11 protein-coding genes are annotated in these 12,674 nt (G+C 43.5%); 6 read left to right on the top strand and 5 right to left on the bottom strand.

The genetic code is table 11. The features are described 5' to 3' along the window. Positions 1-111: 111 nt before the first annotated feature. Positions 112-945 carry a dihydrodipicolinate synthase family protein gene (locus RHO15_07255; protein ID WVD63275.1) on the bottom strand — a complete coding sequence of 278 codons (834 nt, stop codon included), beginning with the start codon at positions 943-945 and terminating at the stop codon, positions 112-114. A gap of 238 nt (positions 946-1,183) precedes the next feature. On the opposite strand from RHO15_07255, the gene brnQ reads away from it, so the two are divergent. Next, complete coding sequence (gene brnQ / locus RHO15_07250; protein WVD63274.1) at positions 1,184-2,524, top strand: branched-chain amino acid transport system II carrier protein; 1,341 nt, start codon at positions 1,184-1,186, stop codon at positions 2,522-2,524. A 437-nt stretch (positions 2,525-2,961) separates the two neighbouring features. Then, a complete protein-coding gene (locus RHO15_07245; protein ID WVD63273.1) occupies positions 2,962-4,383 on the top strand; it encodes a DEAD/DEAH box helicase in 1,422 nt (473 codons plus the stop codon). Between the two features lie 96 nt (positions 4,384-4,479). Here the strand turns inward: RHO15_07245 and RHO15_07240 are convergent, their stop codons facing one another. The 3 genes from RHO15_07240 to RHO15_07230 form a co-directional block, all read right to left on the bottom strand. After that, on the bottom strand, positions 4,480-6,072 hold the full coding sequence (locus tag RHO15_07240; protein ID WVD63272.1) for an ABC-F family ATPase: 1,593 nt from the start codon (positions 6,070-6,072) through the stop codon (positions 4,480-4,482). 261 nt (positions 6,073-6,333) lie between these two features. Continuing rightward, positions 6,334-6,861, bottom strand: a complete 528-nt coding sequence (locus tag RHO15_07235) for an NAD(P)H-dependent oxidoreductase (protein ID WVD63271.1) — start codon at positions 6,859-6,861, stop codon at positions 6,334-6,336. A gap of 48 nt (positions 6,862-6,909) precedes the next feature. Next, positions 6,910-7,122 carry a DUF1330 domain-containing protein gene (locus tag RHO15_07230; protein ID WVD63270.1) on the bottom strand — a complete coding sequence of 71 codons (213 nt, stop codon included), beginning with the start codon at positions 7,120-7,122 and terminating at the stop codon, positions 6,910-6,912. Positions 7,123-7,425: 303 nt separating this feature from the next. On the opposite strand from RHO15_07230, the gene RHO15_07225 reads away from it, so the two are divergent. The 3 genes from RHO15_07225 (at position 7,426) to RHO15_07215 (ending at position 9,958) form a co-directional block, all read left to right on the top strand. After that, positions 7,426-8,379, top strand: a complete 954-nt coding sequence (locus RHO15_07225; protein ID WVD63269.1) for a LysR family transcriptional regulator — start codon at positions 7,426-7,428, stop codon at positions 8,377-8,379. 258 nt (positions 8,380-8,637) lie between these two features. Further along, positions 8,638-9,276, top strand: coding sequence for a hypothetical protein (locus RHO15_07220; GenBank protein ID WVD63268.1), 639 nt, complete (start codon positions 8,638-8,640; stop codon positions 9,274-9,276). Beyond that, a complete protein-coding gene (locus RHO15_07215) occupies positions 9,239-9,958 on the top strand; it encodes a phosphatase PAP2 family protein (protein ID WVD63267.1) in 720 nt (239 codons plus the stop codon). The genes RHO15_07220 and RHO15_07215 overlap by 38 nt, the downstream gene beginning before the upstream one ends. Positions 9,959-10,328: 370 nt before the next feature. Here RHO15_07215 and tehB read toward each other — a convergent pair whose 3' ends face one another. Further along, positions 10,329-11,195, bottom strand: a complete 867-nt coding sequence (gene tehB / locus RHO15_07210) for an SAM-dependent methyltransferase TehB (protein ID WVD63266.1) — start codon at positions 11,193-11,195, stop codon at positions 10,329-10,331. Positions 11,196-11,556: 361 nt separating this feature from the next. Here tehB and RHO15_07205 point away from each other — a divergent pair, with 361 nt between their 5' ends. Further along, entirely contained in the window at positions 11,557-12,546 is a 990-nt protein-coding gene (locus RHO15_07205; protein ID WVD63265.1) for an MBL fold metallo-hydrolase, read from the top strand. The last annotated feature ends 128 nt before the right edge of the window (positions 12,547-12,674 follow it).

The raw sequence follows: 12,674 nt of genomic DNA, 5'->3' as shown, positions 1-12,674 counted from the left end.
TGGTATCAATATTTTATGATGGCTATGCTATGGATTAGTTGTTATCTATCCTCAGTTTAATCTTACCGAGCAATAGTGTAACCGCACCGCGAAAAAATAACGATAAAGGGGCTATGCCATACCTAATGGGGCGCGGCAAATCCCCATATCAATGTCTGTTTTTTTACCAATTAATGTTTTGATATTTTGTAAGGTGTTCTCGGTATAGACAGTACTTAGCAGAGACTTGATTACTTGTATCTCTTGTGCTGTGATCTGCTGACTGAGTAAGCGGGCAAAATAGTCACCAATTTCAGCCGGATAGATATTACCGGCGATTGACGACAAGCGATTAAAACCGGCTTTGATTTGCTGAGCTAAGTGTAATTCGCCGCCACAATAGAGATCGATTGGTCGATTAATCTGTGCCAGTAACGCTGGTATCTTGGTAATATCACCGGCTTCTTTTATGCCGGTGATCTGCGGGTGCTGCAGTAATTTGACTGTGGCACTGATCGATAAATCAAAACCGGTGCGGGCCGGATTATTATACAGTAAGATATTTTTATCACGCAGCTGTTCGATGAGGGAATGGCTATAAACCAATGCCTCTTGCTGTGAAGGTCTGATATAAGGCGGAAAGCCGATTAAGCTGGCGATGATTTTTTGACTGCAATTGACATGCTGGGCGAGTATTTTGGCCTCACTTAGGCGAATACTGGCAACACCGAAGATGATCTCTAAATCATCGGGTAGCGCAGCGGCATTGATTGCGTCGATAAGGGTCAATTTCTCCTGCAATGATAAGCTATGTTGTTCGCCGGTTGAACCGCAGATAAGCACAGCCCGGATGCCCTGTACATAGAGAGACGCAATATGACTGAGTGTTTGTGCTGAATTTAATCCCTCATCCGCGTCAAAAGCAGTGGGGACGGCAACATGATAACTATTTTTGATAGGCTGCATAACCATTTCCTTGCTTATTTTTAATTCTTCATTACCGATTGTTTGCGCTTTCTTTTATTTATTACGCGGCGTTGCGAGATTTTCATCCTAATTTATTCTGTAAAGCTTGACCAGTATTATATAAATATTTATTAGTTTTTTTATTAATGGTATATTGAGCCTCCTTTTGTGTCGATTTTAGATGATTCCCGCCGTTATATTTGAGGTAACGGACAAATAAATTTTGGTGTTTTTTAGAATGAAAAAATTAACGATAATAGATATTTTTGCTTTAGGATTTATGACATTTGCACTGTTTGTGGGTGCAGGAAATATTATTTTACCACCGTTTATTGGCTTGCACGCCGGTCATAATGTTTGGATTTCGGCGCTCGGTTTCTTGATTACGGGTGTAACCTTACCGGTGATCACCATTGTTGCGATGGCCAGAGTAGGCGGCCTGATTGGTAATTTAACCAGTCCAATCGGTAAATGGGGCGGTATTGTCTTAGCCGTTATCTGTTATCTCTCGATTGGCCCATTGTTTGCTAATCCAAGAACGGCAGCGGTCTCTTTTGATGTGGGGATTATGCCTTTTTTACACGCCGCGACCGAAGAGGGGCTGCGAACGCTGAAATCCCAAATGTTATTTGTCTATAGTTTGATCTTTTTTGTGGTGGTGATTGCAATCTCGTTTTATCCGCAAAAATTATTAGATTCGGTCGGTCGTATCTTAGCACCGCTTAAAATTCTCTCTCTATTAGTATTATGTTTTGCAGCTTTCTACTTTCCAGTGGGAGCTCTGATGGCACCTTCACCTGATTTTGTGAATGTCGGATCAGCGTTCTCACAAGGCTTTGTGGAAGGGTATTTGACCCTCGATACGCTAGCTTCACTGGCGTTTGCCTTAGTCATCGTTAACGCTATTCGCCTGCGTGGAGTGACCGATACTAAATTGGTTACCCGTTATGCGATTACAGCCGGTTTGATTTCTGGCGTCGGTTTATCGATTATTTATATCGGCTTGTTTAAGCTCGGTAGTAATAGTTATTTGATTTCAAATGGCGTTGAAAATGGCGCGGGTCTATTACAAGCCTATGTTAACCACACCTTTGGCATCTATGGTTCGGTCTTTTTAGCCGTTTTAATTGGTATTGCTTGTTTGGTTACGGCGATTGGTATCACCTCAGCGTGTGGTAGTTACTTTTCTAACTTACTCTCTGTTCCTTATAAATTAGTGGTATTAGTGATTGCGGGTGCGTCATTCTTAGTCTCAAATATAGGTCTGACTCACTTACTGGCGATTACCGGCCCGATCTTGATGGCGATTTATCCGCCTTGTATCGCGCTTGTGCTGATGAGCTTCTTTAAGAAATGCTGGCCTCAGCCAAGTTATGTGTTTGTACCGGTGATGTTATCAGCGCTGTTTTTTGGTATTTTTGATGGCTTACGCGCCGCTGATTTACCGATCCCCGATTTAATCTCATCATTACCTTTATCTGCGGATAATTTAGGTTGGTTAATTCCTTCTGTGGTGATTTTAATCGTTGCTAGTGTGATCAATGTTTTCTTACCGAGGACGGCGACTGAGCAGGCTTAATAACTATTTAAACCAACTATCGGTGGTTGGATTTATGGCTGTATTGATGCAGCCATAAACCCAACCGCTTTGTTATATAAAGTGTGTGGGTCAGCCTTTATCAATGAAAGCGGAAATAGCTAGATTGAGACTCAACCCCAGACATTGTGATACTATTTTTAAATCAATGAGATTAAGTGAAATAGCGCGAATAATTGATTGACCATTTGCCTCCTCATTTCCTCAAGGTTGAGTGTTAATCCGCTTTATTCTATCCGCATACTCCCATTCACCTACTGATAAAAATAGCTGTTTTTCATGATGTTATGGTCAATATCAGCATATTCAAATCAGGGTGATAGCGTGAGATTGAGGTAAAAAATCAGCGAAACCGACTGAATTGGTTTATAATTTACGCAGAGAATAGACTCTTTTTACTTTAATTCAAGGACTCCTTCATGTCATTTGACTTTCTTAGCTTAAATGCTGAGATATTAAAAGCGCTTCAAGAACAAAATATTACTTCACCAACACCGATTCAGGCACAAGCGATACCACTGGTATTAGCTGGTCACGATCTGATGGCGAGTGCGCAAACGGGCACCGGCAAAACCGCTGGATTTGCTTTGCCGATTTTACAGCAACTGACCGAGATAAAGAAACAAGCCGCTCAAAAGCCTGAGACGAAAAAAGGCAAATGTCAGCTGCATGCTTTAATTTTAGCGCCGACCCGCGAACTTGCGGCACAAATTGGTGACAACATTCGTGATTATAGCCGTTATTTATCGATTCGCTCGTTAGTGGTTTTTGGTGGCGTCAGTATCAATCCACAGATGATGAAACTCCGTGGTGGCGTTGATATTCTGATTGCGACCCCGGGCCGGCTACTTGATTTAGTGCAAAAAAATGCGGTCGATTTATCTACCGTCAAAACATTGGTATTAGATGAAGCCGATCGAATGTTAGATATGGGCTTTATTCATGATATCCGCCGTATTATCACTAAGCTGCCGAAGCAACGCCAAAATTTGATGTTTTCAGCCACGTTCTCCGATGAGATTAAAGCGTTAGCTAAATCCATTTTAGTTTTACCGCAGTCGGTGGCTGTGGCCAGAACCAATAGTGCTTCAGAACAGATTGCTCAGTTAGTCCATCGGGTGGATAAACAACGTAAACGCGAGCTACTCTCGTATTTGATTGGTAAAGGTCAATGGCAACAAGTGTTGATTTTTACTCGGACCAAATATGGTGCCAACCATCTAGCCGAGCAGCTGACCAAAGATGGTATTAAAGCCGCGGCTATTCATGGCAATAAAAGCCAAGGCGCTCGTACCAAAGCGTTAGCCGATTTCAAAAGTGGTCAAATTACCGCACTGGTTGCGACAGATATTGCGGCCCGCGGCATTGATATCGAACTGCTACCCCATGTGGTCAACTATGAACTGCCGCAAGTGGCCGAAGATTATGTACACCGTATTGGTCGTACTGGCCGAGCTCAGAATACCGGGCAGGCGATATCGTTAGTGTGTGTTGACGAGCTGCCACAGCTGAAAGCGATTGAGAAGTTGCTGAAAATGGAGATTCCGGAGATGATGACGGAAGGTTTTGCCGTCAATCCGGCTATCAAAGCCTCTCCGAAAGCCGCGCCAGTTAAAAAAACCAGCAGCCGTCCTGCCCGCAGCGGCAATGCGTCTTGTGGACGAGGTCAGGCCGTAAGTAAAACGCTAAATAGTAACAGCACTTGGGCACAGGCACATTCGTCAAGCAACAATGGCAATGGTCACAATACCGGCAATAAAAACCGTAGTAGTCAGTCGGCTCCTTCGCGCCGCAGTGGACAGAATCGTTCACGTCTACAAACGACTCGCCACGAGGGATAGTGGGGTTAGCCGGTCATCGTGAAGAGTCGGTGATAGTCTGATGAGAAAAAACGGCGCAAATTAAGTTGCGCCGTTATTATTTAGGGGACGAAGTGATTAATCGATACCACGGCTACGCAAATACTCTTCGTAATTACCCGTATAATCGATGATTTTTTCCGGCATGATTTCAATGACGCGCGTTGCGAGTGAACTCACAAATTCACGGTCATGCGACACAAAGAAGAGGGTGCCTTCATAGAGCTCCAGCGCCATATTGAGTGACTCAATTGACTCCATATCTAAATGGTTGGTCGGTTCATCCATGACGATGATATTGGGACGCTGCATCATCAACTTACCAAACAACATACGGCCTTTTTCACCACCTGACAACACTTTAACCCGCTTTTTAATATCATCTTGTGAGAACAGCAAACGACCAAGAATACTGCGTACCGCTTGTTCATCATCATTAGGCTGTTTCCATTGACTCATCCAGTCAAAGACATTTAAATCCTGTTCGAACTCATACTCATGATCCTGCGCATAATAGCCAATATTGGCATTTTCAGACCATTTAATCTCTCCTTGATCCGGTGCTATTTCACCCATCAAGGTTTTGAGTAGCGTCGATTTACCGATACCATTGGTCCCTAAAATCGCCACTTTCTCGCCGACTTCGATCATTAAATTGAGTTTTGTGAATAATGGACCATTATCGAAGCCTTTGGCTAAATCCTGAACGACCAGTGCATTTCGATAGAGTTTCTTATTCTGATCGAAGCGAATAAACGGATTCTGGCGGCTAGAGGCTTTGACCTCTTCCAGCTGAATTTTTTCGATCTGTCTTGCACGTGAGGTTGCCTGTTTCGATTTAGACGCATTGGCACTAAAGCGGCTAACAAACGATTGTAGTTCGCTGATTTGTGCTTTTTTCTTGGCATTATCGGCTAATAAACGTTCTCTGGCTTGGGTGGCGGCCGTCATATAGTCGTCATAGTTACCTGGATAGATGCGTAATTCACCATAATCCATATCTGCGGTATGGGTACAGACCATGTTTAAAAAATGACGGTCATGGGAAATAATGATCATGGTACTTTCACGTTCATTTAATACTTGCTCTAACCAACGAATGGTATCGATATCCAGGTTATTGGTGGGCTCATCGAGCAATAGAATATCCGGATTCGAGAAGAGGGCTTGAGCCAATAGCACACGTAATTTCCAGCCTGGTGCAATTTCACTCATCGGACCGTAGTGCTGCTCAATGGGAATACCCACGCCAAGGAGTAATTCGCCGGCACGCGATTCTGCACTATAACCATCCATTTCAGCATATTGTACTTCGAGATCGGCCACTTTATAGCCATCCTCTTCCGTCATTTCGGCCAGTGCGTAGATCCGATCGCGCTCCTCTTTGACTTGCCAAAGCTCATTGTGACCCATGATAACGGTATCTAAGACACTATACTGCTCAAAGGCAAATTGGTCCTGGCGTAATTTACCTAAACGTTCATGCGGATCTAAGGCTACATTGCCTGATGTTGGCACTAAATCGCCGCCTAGAATTTTCATAAAGGTCGTTTTGCCGCTACCATTAGCGCCAATCAGACCATAGCGATTGCCACCGCCAAACTTGACGGAAATATTCTCAAATAACGGCTTACTGCCGAATTGCATTGTGATGTTGTTTGTACTTAACACTCAATTTACTCTCAAAATAGAAAAACCACCCTAATAAGCAATAAGGTGGTCAAAATGTGATTAGGTGCACATTATGCCATAATTGACGATTGACAACGAGTAAAGATTTTATTGTGGCATTTTTATACTTTTGCGCTGTCGGCGGTCTATTTTAGCGGGATGAACGAGATGAGGTGTCTGGGTCGATTAATCGGTAACGTCATGCCGATGATTCAGGCGCCACAAAGGTTGAGGGGACCCCTGCAGCGCCGTGAATGGATGTTACGCCTGTTGTAAACGTTTGCTGAACGTTTTTTGATACTGCTTGATGGTCTTCTCATCGGCATCGACAACGCCAAAAAAGACCAGTGGCGTTGAATAGGTCATGCCGACATAACTGGCAGTGGCTCGCATCGGTGTGAGTACCTCATCAATGGTGCTATGGGTCAGCCCGTCAGCTGAATAGGTATGTTCTGTGGCGCCGGTTGTTGTGACAACCAGCATCTCTTTACCTTGTAGCGCTGTGCCGTGAGGACCAAATGCCCAACCATACTGCCAAACTTCATTTAAATAGGCTTTGAGCATCGGCGTCACATTAAACCAGTGGATGGGGAAGAGAAAGATCACGCGATCGATATCAGCATAGGCCCGTTTCTCTGCCTCAATATCAAACTGATTGGTATTGTGCCCATATAATGATTCTAAATTTCGCACGGTAATATTATCGGTTGCTTCGGCTGTTTGCTGTAAGGCTTTAATGACACGTGACTGTGCCGGATAAGGGTGAGAGGTGATAACCAGCGTTTTCATATTTTATTCCTTGTCTTTAATTTTAGGTGCTTTTTATTTAGGCGAGGATCAAGAGACGCCTTCTACTAAATAACCACGACTCTCAGCCGCTTGTTTTCGGTAGCCAATAATAGCTTGATATGCTGGTGAGTCATACCATTTTTGGGCTTGTTCCTGACTGTCAAATTGTAATATCACCATAGTATCTAATGCAGGTACATTACCTTCTAATGTCACCACCTGATCAGTATGAACAATACATTTACCCCCCGAAGGCTTCAAAGCTAGCTTTAGCCTGTTCCAGATAGGGTTTTATTATAAGAAGGTCATATATTTTTACCTCAAAAATAACATAAGCAGGCTTTGGCATAAAAGATTTCCTATTTTTGACTAGTTTAATGAGATGGCCTATTGCATGCTGATCGACTCAAACAGTATGGATGATGTTGGGCAGCTAGTTGAGATGCGCTATTATGCCTAATTTAATTAATAACTTTAATAGGTGTTATAGTTTATTAATAATTAACTTAAAGTTATTAATAAGCTATAATCAGCTATCAATTAGGCGGTTTTAGAGGTAAATAGATGGATTTATCACAGCGCGTACGAGCCATTCTCTCTTTTGTTGAGGCAGCAAATGCGGGGAGTTTTACCAAAGCGGCCGCCTCATTAGGTATTAGTTCAGCGGCCGTGAGTAAGAATGTTGCCAGTTTAGAACAGGTGCTCGGCCTGCGTTTAATGAACAGAACCACCCGGAAACTCAATCTGACCGAAGAGGGTGAAGCCTTTCTAAAACAGGCTCGCATCGCCCTAACTGCGCTGGAAACAGCAACCGACACAGTCGCTGCACAAAAAACCGAAATTTGTGGTCATGTGAGAATCTCGACCAGTAGTGCATTTGGCCGAGACTTTTTATTGCTGGCTATTCCGCCACTATTAGCACGTTATCCGACATTATCGATTGAGGTCGATATGGATGATAGGTTAATTGATCTTGTTCAGGATGGTTATGATCTGGTCATTCGTGGTGGGCGGATTGTCGACTCCTCATTAATCTCCCGGCATGTTTGCGATCTGAGTATGATCTTAGTTGCTTCACCGGCTTATTTGGCCAAACAAGGCATACCCAAAACACCGCAGGATCTTAAGCAACATAAACTGATTATCCGCCGTTTTTTAGGTGGAAAAGTCTCTCCCTGGCATTTTAAACAACCTGATGGTCGTGTAATTACCTTAGATCCTAGCACGGCAATACTGAGTTTATCCGCGCCTGAGGCGTTAGTGCAAGCCGCTTGTTTGCATGCCGGTATTGCTCAGGTCAGTATTCAACACGCTCTGCCTGCGCTGATGCGGGGCGATTTAAAGATCGTCCTGTTTGATCAGCATGATGCCGGTAGTTATGAAATGGTGATCCAGTATCCTCATCGCGTTTTAGTTGCGCCGCGGGTGAGAGCGACGGTTGAGCATCTATTGGCGACCTTCAGACAAAATGAGACGCTGCATACCTCGCTCGATCAGTTAGCGCGTTTCAGTTGCTAATTTGAATGTGCCAGTACGATAGTGCTGGTATATTTTTGTCTTTTGTCGTCATCGCGTGGTGGCAGCGGTGGACGCCGTCAAGCGAGATGATTGAGCCATCTTTTTGCTAAAAAACCATATCAATCCACCCGATTGATATGGCATATCATCAATGATGCACTGAAAAATAATCTGTTTAAGTTTCATCGTCTTGTCACAATTGCTTGCTAACTTATTCATTCTATTGATGAAAAAGATAAACAATGCAAAGGAGTGCATATGCGATCACATTGTTCGATGAAATGGATTATTGGGGTGTGGATGTTAGGCTTATCATCCTACAGTTTATCCTTAGAGAACCGCACGATTAAAGCCACAGAATTAATCACACCGTTTAGTGTCCTTAATAGCAATCAAGCAGGCCAAGCTGTTTTACAACAAAATCTGGCTGTTTCTTTAGCCACCAATCATCAGTCGACCGATGCTCAGCGCGCCAAAGCGATATCGGATAATACGATTGGTGCTTTAATCGGATCGATGGATAATGAGCTGTTAGTGGCCGATGCACTAGGTCCAACCCGATATCGAATTTATGCCGCCCATAATACCATTAATCCGACTAGCTACGCCGCGCAAACCTTTTCTCCCCATGTCGCAGCGCTCTTTTCACAAGTGAATACATTGATTCAGGTCGATGCTAGTTTTGCCAAAAATTACTTTGCCAATGGCAGTGTTGACGGCCAGATCGACCATCAGGCGACAGGCATTCGTCTACCTGATAAGGGGCAGTTTAATGTTTATGATAATGCCTATCATCCTTCAACGGAACATAAAAATACCATTGGTAACTCCAGGCCGGTGCAGGTTGCACCCGATCAGGTTGACAGTTTTATTGCCGATGATTTTTTTTGGCGATAAAACCGATAGCGCCAGCAAAATCTTGCCGACCGTTCAGGGTAATGCCGCTTTTCCCTGCGGTCACTCGGTATTTGGCTTTGCCAGTACCTTACTGTTTGCGCAGTTACTGCCTGAGAAATATCAAGCATTCATGCTCCGAGGGGCCGAATATGGTAATAGCCGGGTCACCTTAGATGTTCATTATGCTTTAGATGTGATAGGAGCACGCATTATGACCACTTATATCTTAGCGCAGATTCTGAATAATAACCCAGATTATCTCAATCAACAAATTAATGGGCTATTTGGCCAGCAGATGCAAACCACTGGCGATTTTCAGCAGCTGATGTTAGCCGCTAAAGAAGATCTTAACGGGCTATTGGTACGAGAATGTCAGGCTAAGATAGCACAGTGCGCCGCGCAAGATCATACCCCAACTAATCAAACTAACCAAACGTCTGCTCAGGAGCGGGCTGACTATCTGTGGCGTTTAACTTATGGATTATCGCCGATCGGACCGACCAATTTAGCCCCGGTTGTGCCTATCGGTGCTGAAGCCTTAATTGCCATTCGTTTTCCCTATTTAACTGCGGCGCAGCGTCGCGAGGTGCTGGCAACCACCGAAATTGAATCCGGGCAGGCGCTAGCACAGTCTGATCATCGCTGGATTTCAACCCAGGGTCTACGCGCGGATTTAACCTAGTCACTCAATCTTGCCATTCAGATAAGTTTACAAAATGAGATCGCCTGGGTACACCAGTATGGCGATGTGGCGCAGACCGCCACGCTCTCTTTTAATCAGAATATCACCCGCTCGTTTAGCATGAACAGTGTTCCGGTCTCGCGAGATGGTGCACTTTGACAATCGACTCTCGTATTTAACCATCACAATCTGGCGATGACTGTGGGCTATCGCAGTTTTTGGCGCGATCACTTTGTCGAGCATGGTGTGAATATGGGTGTTAACTGGGATTTTTAGTGGCCAATGCGTATCGAATCTGCCTGAAAGTAAGAAAAAGCCCCCTCGTTATCGATTCTGGAGGGGGAATTAGCACTATGAAAGTGGTACAAGCTTAGTTGAGTTTTTTAGCGAGCAGCGTGGCAAAGCGTAATTTGATGCGATTACCATGCATATCAGTTTTATGCAATTCACCTCGGTTTTCGTTATATTTGATAATATCCCAGCCTTGGTAGTAATTACGCAGTTCATTCTCTTTAAAGGTAAAAGAGAAGGGCAGCGGACATGGACAATCCGCCGTCGACATCGCGCTGACAATTAGATTATAGCCGTTAGGCTTAGTCATCGATTGCATATTTTTTATCACATTGGGTATGCGATCAGGTTGTAAAAACATCATCACAACCGTTGAAATAATCAGATCATAGTGACCATCTAAACTGGCCTGATTAATGTCATATACGCTGGCACGGATATGATTGAGTTCTGCCTGACTAATCATCTGGTTCACTTTAGCAATACTCATTTCGGCTTTATCGACAGCATCGACATCAAAGCCTAATAAGTTTAGGTAGAGTGAATTACGACCGGATCCACAACCTAAGTCTAACGCTTTACCGGGCGACACTATTTTCGCGGCCTCAATCACGTCGGAATGAGTTGGTGTTAAATCAAATTTTTTAGCACAGTAATCCTCTTTATGGCAATAAAAGCTTAGCTGGCACTCGATATCATCTGAGGTTGAGACGATTTTATGCCACTGCTGCGGTGCAATCAGGGGCGGTTGCTGATCGGCTGAAAAATGATAGGTATGGGTAATATTGCCCTGTTCATCGAGTAACGCAAAATCGATTTCACCTTGCAAAATCACTAATTGAGCATAGGTGCCAACCTGAGTATTGTGGGGTTGTTTAAAAGCCGATGGAATGGTATCAGCTTGCCATTTTGGCAGTGTTTTATAACAGACTAATTGTGCTAACATAAGATTGACCTTTAAATGATGAATATCCTACTATTATAGTCAACTATTGTGAGCGATGCTATCACTTTTTAGTCAACTGATTTTACAGTCAGCCGATCGTTTTCGTCTTAGGTTTAAAAAATAGTGAGCTTATCCTATAACGTTGATTATTTTTTAACCCCTCCATGATAAAACGCATTTAGGCGATAAACGCAGTGGTATGACGCATTTTATTAGCAGCATGAGGAGAACAGTATATTCACGTTTGCAAGTAACTTGCTGTCATAAAAATATTACGATATTACTGATAGTTAACTAACACTATCAGTAATCGTGTGGATGTTTGTTCCAATTGACTATCATCGATTGACAAGGAGGCGTCATGAAACTAAAAGTAGGACAATTTATTGCAGCATGTCTTTTGTGTGGGCTCAGTTTTTGGAGTTCACTGTTATGGGCTCAAAGTGAGCCGGCGAGTAGCACAGCGCTGTTTCGTGTCACACTGCTCGGTACTGGTACACCCGTGCCGCAGATTAATCGTGCTGGTAATAGTACCTTGATTGAAGCGGGCAATCAGAAATTTATTTTTGATTTTGGCCGCAATGCGAGCGCACGTCTTTGGCAACTTGGTATTCCATTAGGGCGTATTGATGCTTTTTTTCTGACACACTTTCATTCTGATCACATCATCGGCTTTCCTGATTTTTGGCTAATTGGCTGGTTACAACCCGCTTACGGTAGCCGTAAATTACCTTTACAACTATATGGACCAACTGGTGTGAAAGCCTTTGCTACGGGATTGGAACAAGCTTACGCTAGCGATATTGCTACTCGTCAGCAAGATGAACAGACGCCACTTGATGGTGTGATGATTGATGCTCATGACTGCTTGCCAGGTTTAGTTTATGATAAGGACGGCGTAAAAATTTATAGTTTTAACAACGATCATGGTGATAAAATCAAACCTTCTTATGGCTACCGCATTGTTTATCGGGATCATGTGGTGGTCATTTCTGGTGATACTCGTTATAGCCCAGAAGTGGTCAAACAAGCGACCGGTGCTGATATCCTGATTCATTCTGTGTCAATGACTTCCCCAGAACTATTAAAAGCTAATCCTGGTTATAAAGCGATCGCCGCTCATCTCTCAGCGCCAGAGGATGCCGCACAAGTATTTAATCAAGCTAGACCTAAATTAGTGATATTGAGCCATATCGGCTTAAATGGTGACGTAACTGTCAGTAATATTGCCGGTATTGTGCAAAATCACTACAACGGTGCTTTTGTCATCGGTGAAGATTTAATGCGTTTTAATATTCCCACTCAGGATAGTCAGGGACAAATTTCAATGTGGATTGGTGCGGGTAAATAAGCGTACTCCAGTATTGATTGTGTGTAGTTAAAGTTTTGTGAATTGATATCAATCAAAAGTAGATTACCTTTAGCATAACGTGGCTATTTTTTATTGCGATAAGGCTGAAACTAGGTGAGGCGCACTGA

The organism is Orbaceae bacterium lpD01 (assembly GCA_036251705.1).
Taxonomy (GTDB): domain Bacteria; phylum Pseudomonadota; class Gammaproteobacteria; order Enterobacterales; family Orbaceae; genus Utexia; species Utexia brackfieldae.
The sequence above is the reverse complement of the archived record's forward strand: the minus strand, read 5'-3'. Positions and strand labels throughout refer to the sequence as shown.

Bases quoted from the DNA above. Each gene is read 5' to 3' on its own strand.
- brnQ (WVD63274.1), top strand. From the start codon at position 1,184: ATGAAAAAATTAACGATAATAGATATTTTTGCTTTAGGATTTATGACA.
- RHO15_07220 (WVD63268.1), top strand. From the start codon at position 8,638: ATGCGATCACATTGTTCGATGAAATGGATTATTGGGGTGTGGATGTTA.
- RHO15_07205 (WVD63265.1), top strand. From the start codon at position 11,557: ATGAAACTAAAAGTAGGACAATTTATTGCAGCATGTCTTTTGTGTGGG.
- RHO15_07225 (WVD63269.1), top strand. From the start codon at position 7,426: ATGGATTTATCACAGCGCGTACGAGCCATTCTCTCTTTTGTTGAGGCA.
- RHO15_07245 (WVD63273.1), top strand. From the start codon at position 2,962: ATGTCATTTGACTTTCTTAGCTTAAATGCTGAGATATTAAAAGCGCTT.
- RHO15_07255 (WVD63275.1), bottom strand. From the start codon at position 945: ATGCAGCCTATCAAAAATAGTTATCATGTTGCCGTCCCCACTGCTTTT.
- RHO15_07235 (WVD63271.1), bottom strand. From the start codon at position 6,861: ATGAAAACGCTGGTTATCACCTCTCACCCTTATCCGGCACAGTCACGT.
- tehB (WVD63266.1), bottom strand. From the start codon at position 11,195: ATGTTAGCACAATTAGTCTGTTATAAAACACTGCCAAAATGGCAAGCT.